Here is a 19,080-nt window from a genome sequence, read left to right on the forward strand (position 1 = left end):
TGAGATGAAGTTTCTGGCCGGTGTGCCGCGGTTTCTGTTCTTCACCGGCAAGGGCGGAGTCGGTAAGACGTCGATCGCGTGCGCCGCGGCGGTGGTGCTGGCGCGGGCGGGGCGACGCGTGCTGCTGGTATCGACCGACCCGGCATCGAACGTGGGACAAGTTTTCGGCGTGACGGTCGGCAACACGGTCACCGCCATCACAGGTGTGCCGGGGTTGTGGGCACTCGAGATCGATCCGGAGCAGGCCGTGGCCGCCTACCGGGAACGGATCCTCGCGCCGATGCGCGGTGTGCTGCCGGAGGCGGACATCGCGTCGATGACCGAACAGTTGTCGGGGTCGTGCACGACCGAGGTGGCCTCGTTCAACGAGTTCACCGCCCTGCTCACCGACGGGGCCAGCGACTACGATCACGTGCTGTTCGACACCGCGCCCACCGGACACACCATCCGGCTACTGCAGTTGCCGGGCAGCTGGAGCGAATTCCTCACCAGCGGCGGCGACGCCAGCTGCCTGGGCCCGCTCTCGGGGCTGGACAAACAGAAGACCGTCTACGCCACCGCGGTCGCCGCGCTGGCCGACCCGCACCGCACCCGCCTGGTGCTGGTCGCGCGCCCGTCCCGCTCGACCCTGGCCGAGATCGCCCGCACCCGCACCGAACTGGCCACCGTCGGACTGTCCGATCAGTACGTGGTGATCAACGGCGTACTGCCCGACAACGCCGATTCCAGCGACCCACTCGTGGCCGCGACCCGCCGCCGCGAACGCGCGGCGGTCGAGGCCATGCCCGCGAGCGTGCGGGAACTACCGCGGGATCTCGTCGAGCTCCAAGCGACCAATATCGTCGGTGTCGACGCCCTGACGACCCTGTTCGACCCGACACCACCGCAACCCGCCTCCAGCACGGCACCCGAGCCGGTGGTTCCGGCGTTGGCCGATGCGCCGTTGGCCGCGCTGGTCGACGACATCGAAGCCGACGGGCCGTGCCTGATCATGTGCATGGGCAAGGGCGGAGTCGGCAAGACCACCGTGGCCGCCGCGGTCGCGGTAGCGCTGGCCGAGCGCGGCCACGACGTGCATTTGTCGACCACCGACCCGGCCGGCGATCTCGCCGAAACCATCGCCGGGACCCTGGAACATCTGCAGGTCTCCCGCATCGACCCCGCCCGCGCGGTCGCCGACTACCGGGCCCGTGTCATGGCCGGCAAGGGCGCCGGCCTCGATGACGCCGGTCGGGCCGCCCTCGCCGAAGACCTGCGGTCCCCGTGCACCGACGAAGTCGCGGTCTTCCAGGCGTTCTCACACGTCATCGCCGAATCCCGGCGCCGGTTCGTCGTCATCGACACCGCACCCACCGGCCACACTCTGCTCCTGTTGGACGCCACCGGCTCCTACCATCGCGACATCGTGCGTCAGATGGCGCCCGGCACCCGGTTCGTCACCCCGCTGATGCGACTGCAGGACCCCAAAGCCACCAAGGTCCTGCTGGTCACCCTGCCCGAAACCACCCCCGTCCTCGAGGCCGCCGACCTGCAAAGCGACCTCGAACGCGCCGGCATCCACCCGTGGGCGTGGATCATCGACAACAGCCTCGCCGCCGCCGCGCCCACCGACCCGCTCCTGCGCCGCCGCGCCGCCGCCGAACTCGACCAGATCCACCGGGTCACCACCCGTACCGACCGCTACGCGGTCATCCCCGCCCTCGCAGAGGAACCCGTCGGCATCCCCGCACTCACCGCACTCACCCACACTTCCCCGCCGACCACTAGGACCGGGCAGCGAAGCTTTCCGCACTGATCTACGCCGCGCCCACACCGGGGAGCAGAACCAGCCGGACGCGGCCGCACGCCACGACCGCGCCGAACACGACTGACAGGATCAGCTGCAGCAGTCTGCTCCGGTAGCGACTGCCTTCTGCTTCGCCTCACCGGTGCAGCACGCAGGCGAGTCGCCAGCGGTATCTTCAACGCCCGCCGCGCTGCCGGTGCCGCAGCAGGCCTGCACCGCTTCAGCGTCGCGGGTGGCGAATTCCGGTGCGGTGCCGAAGTTCTCGGTGTCGGCGAGCACCGTGTACACCTCCCACTTCTCGGCATTCGGGCCGGTGACCCACACCTTGTCCTGGGTGGCGAAACAACACGTGGTCGCGATCTGCTCCTCGGTGAACAGTCCCGCCTCCGACAGCCGCGCGACCGCCCCGCACACCCTGCGCGCGGCGGCCTCGAAACCCTATGGGGCACTGCGGCGATCAATTGTTTTCCGCGCGAGTTCTACCGGAACCCCGATACCGACCGGGCCGCTACGGAATCGGGCGGACGGACTGATCGGTGGCTCGAGCAGAAACGACGAGGCACCGGCAGCAGGTCGCTACCGGTGCCTCGTCGTATGCGTCGATCAGGGCTTGCGGGCCATGCCGCCGACCACCAGCTGTTCCCAGATCGTCAGTTCGGCCGGGTGCCCCTCGGCGTCCTCACCACGCCATTGGACACACGGACGCAGACCGTCCTCGTCGATCGCGAGCGTGCCGAAGCAGGCGCGGATCTCGTCGTCGGTGCGGAAGCGTCCGCGGCCGAAGGCTTCCAGGATCTTGCTCGCGGTCGCCATCGCCTCGCGCGAGGTTCCGGTCCGGAAGTGCGAGAGGTAGATCCGGCTGCCGGAAGCGATCCGATCCGCCCAGTACTGGACCACCGAGGTCGGATTCTCTTCGTCATTGACGAAACTCAGCGTCATGGCGAAGAGCAGGCCGACCGGCTCGTCGAAGTCGATGAGCCGCTGCACCTCGGCATTGTTCTCGATGCCCGCCGGATCGCGAATATCGGCTTCCAGCACCATGATTCCCTCGTCGACGGCGAGGAGCGCCCGGCCGTGGGCCACCACGAACGGATCGTCGTCGACGTACACGACGTGGGCCTCCGGGTAGACCTGCCGCACCACCTCGTGCACGTTCACGGCTGCCGGGAGGCCACAGCCCATATCGATGATCTGCCGGATTCCCGCGTCCGCCATGGCCTTCGCGGCGCGCAGCACGGCGTCGCGATTGGTGATGGCCAACTTTTCCGACCCGGGTAGGTCTCCGATGAAGTAGTCACCGAGATCCTTGTCGACACCGTAATTGTCGCGCCCGCCGAGGACGTAGCTGTATACGCGTGCCACGCTCGGCCGGGACTGCCGTGCTCGCATGGCGTTGATGTTCAAGTGTCACACCCCTCTTTCCCCACCGACGATACCGCTATCCACCAGGAAATCTTGCGTCATATTCGCAAACGGCACCAGGTGTCACAAGGGGGTGGGCCCGAGCTATTTCTGGACGGTCGCGGCGGCCGGCGTGGTGGCCGGATCGGCGGCGGGAGGCGCTGCGGCCGTGGTGGTTTGCGGAGACGTCGTCTCCGCTGCCGTGGTGGTCGGAGCAACCGTGGTGGAGGTGACGGTTGGCGCTGGATCGGTCGTGGTCGTGGCCGGTGGGGTTGTCGTCGCGGTTGCGGTGGCGGTAATCGGAACCGGGCAGTCGCCACCGTGTTGCTCACCGAGCAGATTGATTTCGGCGTTGCTGCGCGGGTCGCCGGCGTAGTTGATCTTGTCGGTGCACTTCACGTAGTGGTCGACACCGCCGGGCGCCGGAGCGGGCTCGGGCGGCGGTGCGTCACCGGGTGCCACGTCCTGCGGCCGCTGCGGTGAGTTCGCTACCGGGTTACCACCGCCGGGATTGCCGCCGCCCGGGTTCCCGCCACCCGGACTCGCCACCGGCGCACCGGAACTCGTCGGTACCACACTGGTAGTGGTCACACTGGTCGACGATTTGGTCGTCGTCGCCGACGAAGTCTTCGAATCATCCGAGGAACACCCCGACGCCAGCGTCAACACGGCCGCCAACACCAACACCTCCGCCGCGCCGGCACCCTTCCCCGAACGCACCCGGCCACACCGATCCGCAATCGCGGACATTCTTCCTCCCGAATTCACCGCAGCCCCAGCCCCGACACATCCGCTGCGCGACAAGACAACTCGGGGGCGAAGGCCCCCGCTCCGACCTTAGGAGGCAATTCTCCGGTTCACCATCGGAACGGGTGCCCTCAATTTCTCTGTCCCCCGCAACGGGGCCGCATGGTGTAAGGGGCTACTTGGAGGGCTCGGGCTGTTCGGTTCGGGATGCGAGGAGAGCGTCGAGTTGCTGCTCGGCGCGGGCGGCGCGCGCCAGGGTTTGAGCCCGTGCGTCGTCGAGCGCCGCGATGCGAGCCGCGGACTCCTGATGCGCCTGGTCCAGTGCGGCTTTCGCTTCCGCACGGACGGTGCCGATATCGGCGGCGGCTTGCCGGCGGACATCGGTGAGTTCGGTCCTGGTGCGGTCGAGATCCGAGCGCGTCTGTTCCAGCACCGTCCGCGTCTCGGCGACCACCTGACTGCGTTCCGCCACCGCGGCTTCCGCGCGTTCGATGGTGCGCTCGGCGTCGGCGGCGCGCTGCACGGCCAGATCCCGCTCCGCGCCCGCCGCGGTGATCCGCTGCGCCGAATCCCGCCGCACCTGCTCGATCTCGGCCGCCGCCTTGGTCCGCGCCAACTCGATGTCCTCGCTCGCCTGCTGCCGGGCCCGCTCGATATCCTCGCTGGATTCCCGCCGGATGGTACGGATCTCCGCCTCCGCCTCGGCCCGCGCCGCGAACACATCATCGGCGGCCTGCTTGGTCACCCGCGCGACCTCCTGCAGCGCGTCATCGCGTGCCGCCAGCGCCTCCGCGATCCGCCCCTCGGCTTCCTCGGCGGCGAGCGCCGCATCCTCGGCCGCCGATTCCGCCGCGGCCCTGGCCTCTTCGCTCTCCCGCCGCGCCTGCTCGGCCGCCACGGTCGCCATCTCCGCCTCGGCGATCCGCCGCGCCGCATCCGCCTGCACAGCCTGGACCTGCGCCTCCGCCACCGCCGGATCGGCCAGGGTGGACAGCTCCGCCACGGCCGTATTCAGCGTCGTGCCCAGCTGTTCGGCGATCGCGCGAAACTGTCCGAGCAGCTCATCCGCCCGTAGGCGGGCCACGGTCACCGGCCCCTGTTGCGTCACAGTGACATTCGCGACTGGCCCTTCACCCTCCCCCGCCTGCTGCCGCTGCCGCTCCCGCCAAGCCCGCCACCGCGTGTGCTCGGGGTGCTCACAGTATTCCGACGGCCGCCCCGGCCCTCCGCCGCGCGTGATCGGTTTCGTACACCCCGGGTAGTTGCAAGTACTCGCCACGCAGCAAATCGTAGCGTTGGTTTCGTCATTGCTAACGGAACAACACGAAACGAAACCCGAACTGCCCCAAATCAATCAACCCGACTCTGACCTCCGATAAGTGAACCTTATCGGGGGTCAGAGTCCCCGCTTCCCCTGAAAATCGTCGAATCTATTTCGTTTACGTTTGGTTGCCACCAACGCTACTAAAGCTCAACGAAACTATTCGAAAACTGTGCTTGCATGTACCCGCGTACCTGTCAGTTCATCGACCGCAGTGCCGTTCTGGGCGGCGAGATGGCGGGTGCGCTGATCTGCCATCCACGGCCAGCGCAGCGTGAGCGAGCGCGTGCAGACCCCCGGGTGTCCCGGAACTCACGCGCGTGCCTGGACATCGCCCTGGCCGCCACGAGCTGACCGACCGCCGCTGCTGTCGGCGGTACCAGCAGACGCCTGTTCATCCGGCTCGCCGAAATCTGCGTGCAGTCCGATCTCGGTGTCGGTTACTATCTCGGTGCCTCATGGAGTAGATCAGCGGTAGATCACCTGGCTCTTAACCGGGAGGGCGCGGGTTCGAATCCTGCCTCCATGTCCAATCCTGGTGTAGCTCAGTGGCAGAGCACCCGGCTCGAGACCGGGAGTGCGCGAGTTCGACCCTCGCCGCCAGGTCCAAGTACATATCTCTCGGAGGGATCGTTTGTCTGATCAGGCGTTTCAGGACGGCCCGACGCTGTACGCGACCGGGCGGCTGGAGCGTGCACTGGAGGTCGCGGTGCGTGCGGGAGACAGCACAACGCGTGCCCGGGCACAGAAGAAGGCGCAGCGGTGGCGGGATGTCCTGGACGGCATGGCGACTGGGCACATCACGGTCGGCAGCCGCACACCTGTCGCGGATCTGCCCGCCTGGGTGACTCTCGAAGTGGCGCACGGCGGTTTCGCTACCGGCCGTGCCCTATCCGAAGCACCGTTGAGTGCAGCCGAAGCCGAGTTGCTCACCCAGCTGCCGCGAGAGGTGCCGGGCGAAACGGACCGGGAACGGCTGAATCTGTGGTACCTCGGTGATACCGGCCAGGCCGACCTGCTGAAGTTGATCACAAGCGGTCGCTACCGGATCGAGGTGCCCGAGGACGCGGCGCTTCCCATCGTCGCCCTTCTGTTGCACCGAGGTCTCCTGGAGCAGGCGCTGGACTTGATGGCCGACCTGCGGCCGTTCATGGCCCGGTTGCGCTTCACCCCCGCCGCCGACGCCGCGGCCCGTCCGGCCGGCGTGGCGGTGCGGGTGACGTCGGTGGGTGAGGTCGCGGCAGCACTGCGGGCGGTTTCCACGCCGGAACAGCTCACACTCATGCGCACCGCCGTCGATGTCTGGACGCCGTTGTACGACCGCCTGGTGGAGCTGTGGTGCGCAACGATCGACGGCGACCTGCCGCGGCTGGACGACTCGGGCATAGTCCGGGGCGGCTGGCCCTGCCGGACCTGGCCCGCGCGGTGGGAGGACGAACGAGCGCGCTGGCTGGACGATTTCACCCTCGCCCGCCGTGACCACGAGTTCCGCGGACGGCACGCACACCGCAAGAGCAACTTCGTTCGGCTGTACGAGGCCCTGCTCGGCTGCGGTGCCGCAGGTGCCGGCCTGAATGCCCGACAGGTCGGATGGGTCCGCCGTGTACTCGCCAACACGATCACCCGCCACGGTGAGCCCGGCGGCGCCGCACGCGAATCCGTACGCATCGCACAGGCCGAGTGCCTGTCCGCACCGTTGTTCGCTGATCTCGCGACAGTGTTGGCGATCCGGTTGGACCGCTATCCTGCCGACGGCGGACTGCTTTCGCTCGACTCGGTCACCGCATCGATCTCGGCTGCCGAGGAAGCAATGGTTCGGCCTGCAGCCGACCGCCCGGCCGTTCCTGTGGGTTCGGCGATGCCGCAACACCTGCAAGACAAGGCGATTCGTGCTCTGGAGGCACCTGCCGGCGAGCTGATCCGGCGCGGAATCATCGGCTCGGGTGAGACGCTCGCAGCCGTCCTTCCCCAGCTCACCTCGCAGGTACTATCCGCCGATATCACCGACCCGGATGTCGCGGAACTCTTCGAACAGCTCTACACCGCGTTCCGGAGACGGCGCAGCCTGCTGCTGGTCGATCTGCAGCATCAGGTCCGGTTCGAGGAATTACCGTGGGTTACTGCGCTGACCCCGTTGCGCCACAACCGGAACGACAAGTCGGTGCAGGCCAGCGCTGCCCGCGCGCTCCTGCGGCAGGTGACCATGTTGGCGATCGAATCCTTTCCGCATGCTGTGCTACCGAATCCACTCGTGCGTGAATTCCACGCACTCGCACAGCGGGCGGGCCTGGACCTGCCCCTGCTCGAGGAGGTCGCCGCGGACATCTTCATGGGCACCTTCACCGAGAAGTGGCGCACTGCCGCCATCACCGCGAGCCGGACCCTGGACGGCACGTTGTACCAGGCGTACTACGACCTGCCCGCAACGTCGGCATGGGATGTGCGGAGACGCACCGTCACTCGCTGGAACAAGGCCACCGCCCCCGATTTTGCCGAGCGGTGCGAGCAGCGCGCCACCGAGGCCGGGACAGACGGCAGCTATGTCGCCCGCAACGGGGCGGTGCTCGAGCAGAGCCAGATTCTCACCACACACAATCTGGCTGCGCTGGTCGACGCGCTCGAACTCGACCGCCGACTGCGCGACATCGCGCCGGAAGCAGCACAGCGGGCCTTCGGATGGACACTGCGGCGACTGAGCCAGCCGGCCCACGGCCACGCCGCCCTCATCCAGCTGAAGAATGCCGCCTACGCCTGGCGGCAGGCCATCTTCCTGCTGAGCTACTGCGATCAGGCCACCCAGCGCGCCCAACTGCATCGGCTGTCCGAGCAGACCACCACACCCCAGCTCGCCCCCGCGGTCGCCGGACTCGCCCACATCCTAGACGGCGGCCGTTTCACCCCGGCCGGCCTCGTCCCCGACGGTGGCGGCCGCCGATTCCTCGGATGGGCCGCCGGACGCCACTGGTACTTCGGATGAGTCAGGTTCCGAGCCTGCCGTCAGATTGGCCAGGCTGTCCTACGACCAGGCCCGCGATCTGCTCGACGCCGTACCTGAACCCAACCAGAAGATCTTCACCGAGCACCACTACGTGAACGTGGGACAACGACTCACCGCTTTCGAATCGTGTTGTTCGAGCGGTGTCCCGATTGTGGCTTCAGTGGAGGCGGACGATGTCGGTGCACAGCTGTGTCAGCTTGTTTCCGGTTCGCTGGACTGTCCCGTCCGGGCGGACCAGGGCTGCGGTGGTGCGTCCTTGTCTCAGCCAGCGGTGCAGTTCGTCGCCGGGCTCGGCGGTGAGCAAGACTCCGCCGAGTTGTTCGATGTGCTCGCGTTGAGCAGACGTCGGTGTGGATGTGGTGATGATGGTGTATCTGCCGGCGATGGCGTCGTCGACACCGCGGCCATCGGCGAGCCGGGCGCTGGGGACGAGTTTGCCGGCCAGACCACGACGGAGGCGGGGGGCTGTGACCAGGCTGCTGCGGCGCAGCGGTGGTGTTTCGCCGCTGGTGATCTGTGCGGTGAGGCCGGGGATGCGGTGCAGGTGAGGGGCGAGCACGCTGCGCAGTCGATTGCCCAGCTCGCCGCCGTCGGTCATGATCACGCCGATCAGTTTGGCGAGACGGATCATGCTGCGGGCATGTGGTTTTCGTTCCTCTTCGTAAGTATCGAGCAGGTCGGCGGGCAGGCCGCCGGCCAGGACAGCGGCCAGCTTCCAGGTGAGGTTGGCCGCGTCGCGCAGTCCGGCGCACATTCCCTGTCCGATGAACGGCGGGGTGAGGTGTGCGGCGTCGCCGAGGATGAAGACTCGCCCGTGGCGCCAGTGATCGGCGGCTTGGGCGCGGAAGGTGTACTCGGCGACCCGGACCAGTTCCAATTCCCTGGCGGGGGTGTCCGCGGTCCAGGGGCGGATAAGCGGGTGCAGGTGTGCGATATCCGGGTAGTCGGCAGCGGTTTCGCCGGGCCGCAGGCGGAATTCCCAACGGTGACGGGTTTTTCCGATGCGCATGTACGTGGCGGCACGTTGCGGGTCACAGACCTGATGGACCCCCTCCCATTGGCCGAGTTCGGCGGTGGTGGCGATATCGACCACCAGCCAGCGCTGTTCGAACCTCATGTCCCGCATGTGTGCGCCGATCGCGGTACGGATCAGGCTGTTGGCGCCGTCGCAGCCGAGTAGATACCGCGTGCGGACCATCGACGCCGATCCGTTGACACGGTCGGTGTAATCGACTCGTACGCAGTCGGTTTCCTCGGTGATGCCGGTGACTTCGACGTTTCCGCGTACGGTGGCCGACCGGTGCTTTTCGAGGTTGGCGCGCAGGAGCGCTTCCAGTTCGGGCTGGTCGAACAGGTTCGCCTCGGGGTATCCGTTGCGCCCGCCCGCCGGGTCGCGGTCGATCTGGCCCAGCACGCGCTGGTCGCGGTCGAGGAGACGCAGCCCGAGCGCGGGCCGGGTGATGGCGTCGAAGCCGGACCCGATGCCGAGCCGAGCAAGGATCCGGCGCACTTCGCCGTCGAGGTGCACCGCGCGCGGCTGTGGGAATACCCCGTCCCAGCGTTCCAGCACGAGTACCTCGATGCCGTACCGAGCCAGCAGGGTGGCCGCGGTGAGCCCGGTCGGGCCCGCACCGACGATGACCACGGGAACGATCGAGTCGCTCATCGGTGCGCTCCGATCAGTGTTGCGACGTAGGCCGCGCAGATCAGCCCGGCGACCACGGCCGGTGCGAACTGCGGCAGCGGGTCGCCGTGGCGGGTGTGCACGATGGTGGCGCCGAGCATGAGCAGGACCAGACCGCCCGCGGCTGCCACACCGACCGGCCACCACACCAGTGCGGCTACCAGGCCCACCGCAGCGGCGAGTTCGAGCGCACCGATGGCCCGGTAAGCCGCAATCGAGAAGCCGACATGAGCGGCCCGCTCCCGCATGGACGGTACCGCGAGCACTTTGGCCGCTCCGGCGGAAACGAAGCACAACACGAGCAGACACGTGAGTGCGATCGACGCGATCTTCATTGATCAACCAGGACTTTCCATGAAATTGCGTATCGGCCGAGCACTGCTCGTACAGCCCGGGCGTCGGCCGTCGTATCGAGTTCGACGGTGGCCAGGACCGAGCCGTCCTCGACCGTCACCGATACGGCACCGATTCCGCTCGTTTGGTCGAGTGCGTGGCGCAGCTCGCGGCGAGTGGCGTCGGCGCGCAACGCGAGTTTGTAGGGTTTGCCGACGTCGGTGGTCGGCAGCGAGTCGAGCACGGTGATCGATTTCGGCGCGGCGGCGCGCTCGGGAACCCGCTCGCTCGCCCAGACCAGCAGATCGGTTTCGGTCACCTCGGCGCCCGCGGCCAGCGTGACATAGGCGACCGGTATCTCACCGGCGTGGGGGTCGGGCCGCCCGACCGCGCCGGCACCGGTGACCTGTGGATGAGCCAGGAGGGCGTCTTCGATGACGGCGGGGTCGATATTGTGACCGCCGCGGATGATCAAGTCCTTGGCGCGGCCCTGCAAGTAGACGAACCCGTCGTCATCGACGCGGGCGAGGTCACCGGTATCGAGCCAGCCGTTCACCAGCTTGCCCCGCCCGTCGAGCAGATGGCCGTGGTCGCCGCGCCCGCTCACGTATCCGGCGAACAGCGTGGGACCGCTGACCGCAAGCACCCCGAGATGATTGCGCGGCAGGTCGTTCCAGCTGCCGTCCGGTCCGATCCGCACGACCTTGAGCTTCTGGTAGGGCATGCGCTGCCCGACCGCGCCGGGCCGCGGTGCGCTGGGGAAGGTACGGGCGCTGGCGCAGGTCGCCTCGGTCAGGCCGTAGCCTTCGATGAGCGTGATTCCCGTGTGGGCCTGGAAGTTCTCGCGTATGGCCGCAGGCAGCGGCGACGCACCGACCATCGCGTAGCGCAGGCTGGAGATGTCGGCGGTGACCGGGCACTGCGCCAGCGCCGCGTACACGGTCGGCACCGCGCTCATCGTCGCGATCCGGTAGCGCTCTACCAGGTTCCAGAAGTAGCCGTAGAGTGCGGGATCCCGGTAGCCGAGCGGTCCGGCCCAGACCACGGCCTGTCCTTTGAACAGTGGCGCCAGCAGCGTGACCACCAAGGCATTGACATGGAACAGCGGCAACCCGGCGAACACCACCGAATCCATGTCCAGCAGGGAGTGGGCGGCGATCATCCAGGCGTTGGCGACCTCACCGGTATGGGTGTGCGCGGCCAACTTCGGTATCCCGGTAGTGCCGCCGGTGTGGAACAACGCCGCCAGATCGGTCGCGGTCGGGAGCTGTCCGGTGAAACCGGCCGGGTCCTCATCGGCGGCGAGATCGGTCAGGTACCCCACCTCTACCCCGTCCAGCCCTGGAAGTGGCTCCGCGGCGGTCGACGCGGTCGGGCGCAGTACCAGCAGTGCGTCGATGTCTCCGCCGACCACGGATTCCCTCGTCGAGCGCCAGGTTTCGACGGCGAGTTGGGGACCGGCGGTGATCACGACCCGCGCGCCGGAACGGCGCAGCAGTTCGGCGATGTGCCGCGGGGACAAGCCGCCATTGATCGGCGCGGCGACACCGGCCAGCTGGGCGGCCAGCGTCGCCGGGATGAGCTCGGCGCAATTGGGCGCTATGAGCGCGACCGCGTCACCACGCCGCACGCCCAACCGGTACAGCAGATTCGCGTAACGGTGGACATCGGCCAATAGCTCGGAGAAGGTGCGGCACAACGGTTCTTGCCATCGCGTCGCATCCGGCAGCACGGTCAGCGCGGTCCGGTCGGGCCACAGCCGCGCCGCCCGCGCCAGCAGCGCATAGGTCGACTCCGGCAATCCGCGTTCGGCCAGCGGTACGGATTCGATCTCGGCGAGATCGGTTGGCGACTCGTAGCGCGGCCACAGCCGGTCCTCGCCAGCGGTGGTGACGGTCATCGCGCGTACCGCACGACGGTGCGCTGCCGTCCCAGATCGAGTGCGCCGTCGTCGGTTCCGATGGCGGCCTCGACGACGTCCCCGTCCTGGAGGTATTTCGGGTTCTTGGCCTGACCGGCGAAGAACAGCTTCCATTTCACCGCCGGGGGCAGCAGGTTGGTGATCAGCGCCAGCGGCTTCGGCGGGGCGCTGATGGCGGTCCCGATCGGGGTGCCGGTGAGCAGCAGATCCCCGGCGTCCATCCGCTGGAAGCGAGTCAGCTCCCGCAGCGCCCGCACCGGCCGGTAGATCATGTCGGCGACCGTCATGTCCTGGCGGAGTTCGCCGTTGACCCACAGCCGCAGCCGCAGATCGGTGAACCGCTTCAGCTCATCCGCGTCCAGCAGCACCAGCGCCGGACCGACCGGCGTGAACGTCGGATACGACTTCGCCTCGTAGAACTGGGTTTTCGGCAACTGCACATCCCGCGCGGACACATCGTTGGTGACGACCAGCCCGGCGATGTAGTCGGCGAGGTTGTCGGCGGTGATCTCGGAGCCGACGGGCATCGGTGCGCCGAAGACCAGGCCGATCTCCACTTCGTAGTCCAGCAGCCCGACATGAGCGGGCCGGATCACATCGTCGAAGGGGCCACTGATTGATCCGGAGGTCTTGCGGAAGAAGGTGAGCGGCACCGTTTTCGGGTCGCCGCCGGAATCCTTCACGTGGGAGGTGAAATTCGTCATCTGCGCGACCACCCGGCACGGCGCGGTCACCGGCGAGCACAGCGTCAGCTCGGCCACCGGCGTGGTGTCGCGGCTGCCGGCCGCGGCGGTGAGGGCCTCGCGATCGGCCAGCAGCTCACCGGTGGTCGTGGCGGTGGTGTGCACGCGGGCGGCCCCGGTGGCGGTCATGACCCACCAGGCGTCGGCGGTGCGGAGTACGGAAATGCTCATGAGCGGGCTACTTTCATCAGGCCGCGCAGGCGGCCGAGGTCGAATTCGTTGTCCTCGCGCAGTGCGCGGGTCATGGTGCGCAGTTCGCGCAGCGTTTCCCGGCCGGGCGCGATGCCGAGGAAGTCCTTGGTGGCGGGTGGACCCCATTGCGCGAGACCGGATGCCGACATCGGCGCCCAGCCGGGTTCGAGGGTGTTGTCGAACAGGTCGCCGTCGCTGAAGTGCTCGACCATGAATCCGTCGGGATCGCGCCAGTAGTCGAAGATCTGGCTGCCCTGGATATGGCGGCCGATTCCCCACGACCGCTGATACCCCTGTTCGCGTAGGTATTCACCGCCCGCGGCCAACGCGTCGAGGTCGGCGACCTGGTAGGCCGAATGCACGTAGCGGTTGGATGGCCCGAGCGCCAGCGCCAGGGTGTGGTGGTCGGTCGGAGTGGAACCCTGGTCGCAGCGAATGAAACTCATCACCGGACCGCGCTCACGGTGGCCGGCGTGGAACAGGAAATCGCTCACGATCAATCCGAGATGCTCCAGATACCAGTCCAGGGTCTGCCGGTATCGGGTTGTCTGGAAGACCACGTGGCCCAGCCGCTGCACCCGGGCCGGTTCGCGGGGCGGGCGCTGTGTGCTGTTGGTCCGGATCGCGCTGTGCCCGAAGTTGAACGTGTGCGGCTGCTGCGCGGGCAGCGTGCCGAGCATCTCCATACCCGACACGACACGCACCCGCAGCCCGTTCGGGTCGGCGAGGTCGACGACGAGCCCACCGACGGTCTCCGGCAGCGCGGCCACCCGGGATCCGGCGCGGTCCGCGAGCCGCGACAGATCGGCGGCATCGGTGGCCCGGAATGTCGGACCACGGAAACTGGATCGCGGCCCGCGACGGATCAGCACGCATGGCGCGCCGGGATCGGTTCCGCGCAGCCACAATTCGTCGGCCGACCGTGCGGCGGTGGCGAATCCGAAGGCGTGCGCGAAGGTTTCGGCCTTGCCCAGGTCCGGTTTCTCGAACTCCAGCCAGGCCAGGTCCACGACCTTGATCACCGGGTTGCGGGCCCGTCCGGGATGTTCACCGGGCAGCGCTCCCTGATCACTGTGGAGACCGACGTGGACGTCGTGATGGTCATTCATCGACCACTCCCTTTCAACTTACTGACGATATCGTCACTTACGCCGTTATCTTCAGTCAAGGGTTTCTGAATATTTCGTCAACACTGAAGCTGTGGGCTACCATGGCCGGGACCTTGGCCAGAGAGGTGAACGGCGCTATGCCCCCACGGATCGATTCGGAACCCACCCGCCTTGAGCGCCGCAAGGCGCGAACCCGTGCGGCCCTGGTGACCGCCGCGCAGGCGTTCATGGCCGAGGGCAAGCTGAACCCGCCGATCCTGGAGATCACCCAGGCCGCCGATGTGGGGATGGGTTCGTTCTACAACCACTTCGCCAGCCGCGACGAGCTGTTCCGGGCCGCGGTCGAGGACGCGCTGGATCGGCTCGGCGCGGCTCTGGACGTGCTGACCGAGCGACTCGACGATCCGGCGCAGGCGTTTGCGCAGAGCTTCCGGCTCGTCGGCCGCCTGCACCGCCGCGCGCCGACGCTCAGCAAGATCCTGCTCGCCAACGGACTGGGCCTCACCGAGGCCACCACCGGCATCACCCCCCGCGCTCGCCGCGATATCGAGGCCGCCGTGCGAACCGGACGCTTCCAGCTCCGCGATCTCGACTTGACCATGACGATCGTCACCGGCGCCGCCCTGTGCCTGGGCCAACTGCTGCACGACCACCCCGACCGTGACGACGCCACCGCTGCCGACCAGGTGACCGAAGACCTGCTGCGCATGCTGGGCCTGCCCTCCGACGAAGCGATGCGGATCGCCCGGTCCCCGCTGCCCGGACTCGACTCGCTGCCGCTGGAGTCGCCGGCCGGCTGAGTCACGCACCGATACCGGCGCCGGGTCCGCCGACAGCAAGAATCCGCTCCATGGCCGAGGACAGCACCGCCAGCGGATCTTCGACGACCTCGACAGCCCGGAATCCGACGAATCGATCGGGCCGCACCAGAACCGCACCGGCACGGGAGATTTCACGTTTGCACAGCCAGGCGAAGCGCACGTCGGCCAGTTCGGCGTCGACGGTCACCGCGACCAGGCGGATGCCGCTGCTCTCGGCGAGTTTGCGGGCGGCGTCGACCCACGCCGCCCCGTCCTCACCGGCGATGAGGACGAATGCGCCACTGTAGGTGAGCTCTTGCAGCGGGAACGTCACGCCCGCACGGGAAACGAACGCGTGCGGCAGCGGGAACCGCGCGGCACCGGCCGGTACAGGGTGATCTTGCCCAGGTCCCGGATGTGCGGGGATAGCCGCATCCCCAGCAGGTCGAACAGCGCGAAGTTGACCAGGGTGACCCCGTGAATATCGGTCGCGTGCTCGGTGATCGGCAGATCCGTTGCGCTGCCGAGGATTTCATCCAGCACGTAGTGGGCTTCGCGGCGGGTAGCGACGATGACCTTGGTGCCGTATGTGGTGTGCTGATCGGTCACGTGGGTACAGGTCGACAGCCCCTCCTCGGCGAAGAAGTGATCCGCCCACATTCTCATCCGGGATCTGTGGGTCGATGAGAATCGCCAGCAGGTCATCGAGCAGCGCTTGCCGGTCCTCCCCGGTCTTGACGCGGTCGGCGATTTGCTCACGCATCCGGTTCTCGGCGGCGCTGAACTTCCCTGACAGCGCCTGATCGAACAGTGCCACCACCTCATCGAGCACATCGGCGGCCGACTGGGCCAGCACCGTCAGCAAGATCGGATACCGGCGCTGCGGGTCACGACGTTCCAGCGCCTGCCCAGTCAGGCGGCGGCCCAGCGTGGCCAGGAACCGGCGACGTTCCGCCGGCAGCACCGACAAATCGAGGGTGTCCGCGCCGAGACCGCGCATGAACCCCAGCTTCTCGACCTCGTTGCGCACCGCGGCCGCGGCCGCCTCCACCGGGCCGGTGGACAACCACCGCAACCGTGACATTCGGATTGAGGCATCGGTGACCAGCAAGCCGTCCAACTCGGCGCACCACTGCGGAGTCAGCTCATGCGCAAGCCGATCGTAGGTCCCCCACTGCGCCTGCTCACGCGCATGCACGACACGGCGGACCACGGTGTCAGGGCTGGGCCGGATCACCCGCGCCGAGATCAGATACTCACACCCCAGCCGGAACAGCAGCGTCGGCGAATCATGTTCCGTCGCCCGGGCCAGCAGGAACTCGTCGAGTTCCTTCAATCCATCGCACCCGCCGACCGCCAGCTCAAATATTGACCCACCAGCTTCAGATGCTTGGTGCGGGTCTGTGCCCGGCGGCCGTACGAACGGATCTGCGACGCATCGACTTTCAGCTGATCCGCCAACCGTGCCACCACCACATTCGGCGCGGCCGCGACCTTGTCCGGCACGAACCCCAACCACGGCAGCGGGCACAACGCCACGGCCAAACCGAGCTGATCCTCCGGACCCCGCCCCCGCCCCGGCGCGACGAACGCGATATCGGAGGGAGTCAGCGTGAAGAACCGGAACAACTCCTCCCGGCTGATCTCCGGAAACTCCCGCAGACGCGCCAACTCCTCGGCCGCGAACACCTGCGTCGCCGCGAAACCTGACGTCCAGCACACCGACCACCCTCATCGGCGGCCAAGCACCTACCGCGTCCGCCCGCAGCCCGAACCGATCACAACGCCATCGCTGCTGGTCCAGCCATATGTGTTGTCTTTCGCGCGGCTCCTACCGGGACAACGGGCACATCCAGACCGATTCATGCCGCCGGCGTCGGGCCCGCACCGTCGCCAGCGCCTGGATCCCCTTCCGCGGGCCGAGATCTCCACCAGCACACGATCTTCCCGCCCGCCTTCCAGAGGGCGGGCGGTGTCACGAGCACTCCTGCCGTCTGCGGTGTCGGCGTCAGCGGATGACCCGATCCTGCCGTGATTCCCCGGAGGGCGAGCACCGCGAGCCCGACCAGCACAGTGACGTTCAGCAGGAACTGCCAGTCCGCATGCCCGGGGCGGAACCACAGCAGCTGCCGGTCGAGCACGTCCGAGCCCTGGCCGGTCGCTGCTGCCGGTCGCCTCGTCGTCTTCAGAGCGGGCCGGCGGCAGCGCGCCGGCCCGCGACAGCAGCACCCTACGATGCCCTAACTGACGTCGATGTATTCGGCGTAGCCGCGGGTGGTGGTGTGGTGTGCGTCGAGGTCGACCTCGGCGCGGTATCCGGCGATGTATCCGCGGCCGACGCCGAATCGTGGTGGGGTGTCGTAGGTTCCGGTGACGGTGAGACGATCACGTACTCCCCATCGGAAGCGGCGGGGCAAGAGCATCGGGTGTTCTCCGGTGCTGTCGGTGGCGGGTGTGTCCTGGTATTCGAGGACCTCGTAGAAGGTGCGGTCGGTGGCGATTTCGTTGACGCGCCAGTCACCGCTGCCCGACAGTGTGCGGTGCAGCACCAGGTCGCCGACGCGGTCACCGAATATGCCGACCCTGCAGAACAACAGTTGAGCATCGGTGGACAGGTCGACGACCTGGTAGGTGAACAAGTCGATCGGCGCCTTGTAACGCCAGGGCAGTAGACGATCACGTACGGCGTAGGGGCCCACGCAGCGCGCGTATTCGATGTTGCCCGAACCCGATACGTCGACGCGGGAGCTGGGTGTCTGGATCCAGCCGGTGTAGCGGCCGAACAGGCTCAGGTGATCGTAGAGGCGCCCCTGGACGAACCAGGTTGCGCGTTCAGCGAGGGTGAACTGCAGGCGTGCGGTCAGGCCGGGAATGTCGATGGCCACGACGAATTCCGGATAGCGTCCGCCCAGGGTCAACTCCGCACCGAATTGCAGCTCGTCGTCGCCGGACCCGAAGACACAGTCATCGCGCATCGACACCGTGCCGTAGTAGGCCGCCGCCGCAGTGGAGATCGACACCGTGGCGGTGTCGCGGGGCGTGGTCGTCACGACGTCGTCGACGTCGAAGGCCCGCTGTCCCGGCATTCCCGCCATCACCATGACACTCAAATACTGGTGCGGGCCATCAAGGTTCGGGATCATCACCCCGTAGTGGGTCCATCCGTAGAAGCGATGCCCGGGCAGCGGGGACAGCGGGTAGGAGCTGTCGAACGCCCGTGTGGAGGACTCGGTGCCGCGCTCGGCGTAACCGAGGATCACACGGCGCGTGCCGGCGAGAACCAGCCGGGTCAGCGCGTTCTGCGACGCCCGGCCCGTCATCGCACACCACCGTCGCCCAGCTGCGCCACGATCGTCGAGAAACTACTTTCCAATCCCTGCAAACCGAACCACCGCACGTCGAAACTCACCTCCATGATCTGGGAACACTGCGCCCACCCTAACCGAATCGGTTCGAAAAGCGAACCACAATGATTCGTTACCAGATCGGGGACGTCCATTCGAGACGGTTGGACTGGTTCGGATTTCAGGGCAGCTGGTCGAGATCGTCGACGGGGCTGTGGTCGAAGCTCTGCACGCCCAGGTGCCGGGCCCAGCTGCTCGACCATGCCTTGAGCGGGGCGAGCGCGTAGAGCAGTTCGGTACCGATCGGGGTCAACCGGTACTTGCCGGCGGTCGAGGTGTCGGCCACGCCGACGGAGACCAGCTCGCGCAACCGAGTCGACAGCACACTGGAAGAAATGCCGGGCAGACTGCGCCGCAGCTCCCGAAAACCGATCGGATCCCCTCGCAACTCCCATAACACCGTGATCGCCCAGCGGCGACCCAACAGGTCGAAGGCTGCCATCAATGGCTGGCCAGAGCTCGATCCACGCACCGGCATCCCCGGCCTCGGGCCCATTTCTTCACTCATCCAGTCACCGTACAGCGGTTCGAAATTCCAACTGGTGAGGACGCTCGCGGCCGGAAGTTCGCCACCGTGAGTTCTGCCTGCTCGACCAGCTTCGGCGCGCCACACCCAGTTCGAGATCGACACGGCGCGGACC

Annotated in this window: 18 protein-coding genes and 2 tRNA genes; 5 read left to right on the forward strand and 15 right to left on the reverse strand. The window is 67.6% G+C overall.

Features of this window, described 5'->3' with window-relative positions:
• Positions 1–4 precede the first annotated feature (4 nt).
• Positions 5–1,795 (forward strand): arsenical pump-driving ATPase, encoded by a 1,791-nt coding sequence (gene arsA / locus ACFV4K_RS10450; protein ID WP_379273779.1) that lies wholly within the window; start codon positions 5–7, stop codon positions 1,793–1,795.
• Positions 1,796–1,876: 81 nt separating this feature from the next.
• Here the strand turns inward: arsA and ACFV4K_RS10455 are convergent, their stop codons facing one another.
• The 4 genes from ACFV4K_RS10455 to ACFV4K_RS10470 all read right to left on the reverse strand — a co-directional run bounded on the left by ACFV4K_RS10455 (position 1,877) and on the right by ACFV4K_RS10470 (position 5,042).
• Positions 1,877–2,200, reverse strand: coding sequence for a hypothetical protein (locus ACFV4K_RS10455; RefSeq protein ID WP_379273781.1), 324 nt, complete (start codon positions 2,198–2,200; stop codon positions 1,877–1,879).
• Positions 2,201–2,389: 189 nt separating this feature from the next.
• The gene (locus ACFV4K_RS10460; RefSeq protein ID WP_379273783.1) at positions 2,390–3,175 is read right to left on the reverse strand and encodes an SAM-dependent methyltransferase; all 786 of its coding nucleotides are present in this window, start codon (positions 3,173–3,175) and stop codon (positions 2,390–2,392) included.
• Between the two features lie 117 nt (positions 3,176–3,292).
• Complete coding sequence (locus ACFV4K_RS10465; protein ID WP_379273785.1) at positions 3,293–3,778, reverse strand: hypothetical protein; 486 nt, start codon at positions 3,776–3,778, stop codon at positions 3,293–3,295.
• A 331-nt stretch (positions 3,779–4,109) separates the two neighbouring features.
• Entirely contained in the window at positions 4,110–5,042 is a 933-nt protein-coding gene (locus ACFV4K_RS10470) for a hypothetical protein (RefSeq protein WP_379273786.1), read from the reverse strand.
• A gap of 670 nt (positions 5,043–5,712) precedes the next feature.
• Between ACFV4K_RS10470 and ACFV4K_RS10475 the strand changes: the two genes are divergently transcribed.
• The 3 genes from ACFV4K_RS10475 to ACFV4K_RS10485 all read left to right on the forward strand — a co-directional run bounded on the left by ACFV4K_RS10475 (position 5,713) and on the right by ACFV4K_RS10485 (position 8,232).
• A tRNA-Lys gene (locus ACFV4K_RS10475) sits at positions 5,713–5,787 on the forward strand.
• Positions 5,788–5,789: 2 nt separating this feature from the next.
• Positions 5,790–5,864: transfer RNA gene (locus ACFV4K_RS10480), tRNA-Ser, on the forward strand.
• A 25-nt stretch (positions 5,865–5,889) separates the two neighbouring features.
• A complete protein-coding gene (locus ACFV4K_RS10485; RefSeq protein ID WP_379273788.1) occupies positions 5,890–8,232 on the forward strand; it encodes a hypothetical protein in 2,343 nt (780 codons plus the stop codon).
• 178 nt (positions 8,233–8,410) lie between these two features.
• Here ACFV4K_RS10485 and ACFV4K_RS10490 read toward each other — a convergent pair whose 3' ends face one another.
• Genes ACFV4K_RS10490 through ACFV4K_RS10510 form a run of 5 tightly spaced genes read right to left on the reverse strand, consistent with a single transcriptional unit; the run spans position 8,411 to position 14,235 of the window.
• Complete coding sequence (locus ACFV4K_RS10490; protein WP_379273789.1) at positions 8,411–9,919, reverse strand: bifunctional 3-(3-hydroxy-phenyl)propionate/3-hydroxycinnamic acid hydroxylase; 1,509 nt, start codon at positions 9,917–9,919, stop codon at positions 8,411–8,413.
• Positions 9,916–10,272: a DoxX family protein gene (locus tag ACFV4K_RS10495; protein WP_379273791.1), complete on the reverse strand. Its 357-nt coding sequence runs from the start codon at positions 10,270–10,272 to the stop codon at positions 9,916–9,918. Before ACFV4K_RS10495 ends, ACFV4K_RS10490 begins: the two co-directional genes overlap by 4 nt.
• Complete coding sequence (locus ACFV4K_RS10500) at positions 10,269–12,170, reverse strand: acyl-CoA synthetase (protein ID WP_379273793.1); 1,902 nt, start codon at positions 12,168–12,170, stop codon at positions 10,269–10,271. The genes ACFV4K_RS10495 and ACFV4K_RS10500 overlap by 4 nt, the downstream gene beginning before the upstream one ends.
• Entirely contained in the window at positions 12,167–13,105 is a 939-nt protein-coding gene (locus ACFV4K_RS10505; RefSeq protein WP_379273795.1) for a fumarylacetoacetate hydrolase family protein, read from the reverse strand. Before ACFV4K_RS10505 ends, ACFV4K_RS10500 begins: the two co-directional genes overlap by 4 nt.
• Positions 13,102–14,235, reverse strand: coding sequence for a VOC family protein (locus tag ACFV4K_RS10510; RefSeq protein WP_379273797.1), 1,134 nt, complete (start codon positions 14,233–14,235; stop codon positions 13,102–13,104). The genes ACFV4K_RS10505 and ACFV4K_RS10510 overlap by 4 nt, the downstream gene beginning before the upstream one ends.
• Positions 14,236–14,372: 137 nt before the next feature.
• Between ACFV4K_RS10510 and ACFV4K_RS10515 the strand changes: the two genes are divergently transcribed.
• Positions 14,373–15,035, forward strand: coding sequence for a TetR/AcrR family transcriptional regulator (locus tag ACFV4K_RS10515; protein WP_379273799.1), 663 nt, complete (start codon positions 14,373–14,375; stop codon positions 15,033–15,035).
• A 1-nt stretch (position 15,036) separates the two neighbouring features.
• Here ACFV4K_RS10515 and ACFV4K_RS10520 read toward each other — a convergent pair whose 3' ends face one another.
• The 6 genes from ACFV4K_RS10520 to ACFV4K_RS10545 all read right to left on the reverse strand — a co-directional run bounded on the left by ACFV4K_RS10520 (position 15,037) and on the right by ACFV4K_RS10545 (position 18,947).
• Complete coding sequence (locus ACFV4K_RS10520; RefSeq protein WP_379273801.1) at positions 15,037–15,369, reverse strand: hypothetical protein; 333 nt, start codon at positions 15,367–15,369, stop codon at positions 15,037–15,039.
• A complete protein-coding gene (locus tag ACFV4K_RS10525) occupies positions 15,366–15,869 on the reverse strand; it encodes a Tn3 family transposase (protein WP_379273802.1) in 504 nt (167 codons plus the stop codon). The genes ACFV4K_RS10520 and ACFV4K_RS10525 overlap by 4 nt, the downstream gene beginning before the upstream one ends.
• Before the next feature lie 498 nt (positions 15,870–16,367).
• Positions 16,368–16,757, reverse strand: a complete 390-nt coding sequence (locus tag ACFV4K_RS10530; protein ID WP_379273804.1) for a DUF4158 domain-containing protein — start codon at positions 16,755–16,757, stop codon at positions 16,368–16,370.
• Between the two features lie 140 nt (positions 16,758–16,897).
• On the reverse strand, positions 16,898–17,176 hold the full coding sequence (locus ACFV4K_RS10535; protein ID WP_379273806.1) for a hypothetical protein: 279 nt from the start codon (positions 17,174–17,176) through the stop codon (positions 16,898–16,900).
• 99 nt (positions 17,177–17,275) lie between these two features.
• Complete coding sequence (locus ACFV4K_RS10540; protein ID WP_379273808.1) at positions 17,276–18,355, reverse strand: DUF6670 family protein; 1,080 nt, start codon at positions 18,353–18,355, stop codon at positions 17,276–17,278.
• A gap of 205 nt (positions 18,356–18,560) precedes the next feature.
• Positions 18,561–18,947 (reverse strand): winged helix-turn-helix transcriptional regulator, encoded by a 387-nt coding sequence (locus ACFV4K_RS10545; protein WP_379273810.1) that lies wholly within the window; start codon positions 18,945–18,947, stop codon positions 18,561–18,563.
• Positions 18,948–19,080 lie beyond the last annotated feature (133 nt).

Origin of the sequence: Nocardia sp. NPDC059764 (assembly GCF_042732555.1) — a bacterium.
In the GTDB taxonomy this organism is placed as follows: Bacteria; Actinomycetota; Actinomycetes; order Mycobacteriales; family Mycobacteriaceae; genus Nocardia.

Excerpts from the sequence above, each read along its gene's own strand:
- arsA (WP_379273779.1), top strand. The coding sequence starts at position 5 with ATGAAGTTTCTGGCCGGTGTGCCGCGGTTTCTGTTCTTCACCGGCAAG.
- ACFV4K_RS10460 (WP_379273783.1), bottom strand. The coding sequence starts at position 3,175 with ATGCGAGCACGGCAGTCCCGGCCGAGCGTGGCACGCGTATACAGCTAC.
- ACFV4K_RS10490 (WP_379273789.1), bottom strand. The coding sequence starts at position 9,919 with ATGAGCGACTCGATCGTTCCCGTGGTCATCGTCGGTGCGGGCCCGACC.
- ACFV4K_RS10495 (WP_379273791.1), bottom strand. The coding sequence starts at position 10,272 with ATGAAGATCGCGTCGATCGCACTCACGTGTCTGCTCGTGTTGTGCTTC.
- ACFV4K_RS10500 (WP_379273793.1), bottom strand. The coding sequence starts at position 12,170 with ATGACCGTCACCACCGCTGGCGAGGACCGGCTGTGGCCGCGCTACGAG.
- ACFV4K_RS10505 (WP_379273795.1), bottom strand. The coding sequence starts at position 13,105 with ATGAGCATTTCCGTACTCCGCACCGCCGACGCCTGGTGGGTCATGACC.
- ACFV4K_RS10510 (WP_379273797.1), bottom strand. The coding sequence starts at position 14,235 with ATGAATGACCATCACGACGTCCACGTCGGTCTCCACAGTGATCAGGGA.
- ACFV4K_RS10515 (WP_379273799.1), top strand. The coding sequence starts at position 14,373 with ATGCCCCCACGGATCGATTCGGAACCCACCCGCCTTGAGCGCCGCAAG.
- ACFV4K_RS10525 (WP_379273802.1), bottom strand. The coding sequence starts at position 15,869 with ATGTGCTCGATGAGGTGGTGGCACTGTTCGATCAGGCGCTGTCAGGGA.
- ACFV4K_RS10540 (WP_379273808.1), bottom strand. The coding sequence starts at position 18,355 with ATGACGGGCCGGGCGTCGCAGAACGCGCTGACCCGGCTGGTTCTCGCC.
- ACFV4K_RS10545 (WP_379273810.1), bottom strand. The coding sequence starts at position 18,947 with ATGAGTGAAGAAATGGGCCCGAGGCCGGGGATGCCGGTGCGTGGATCG.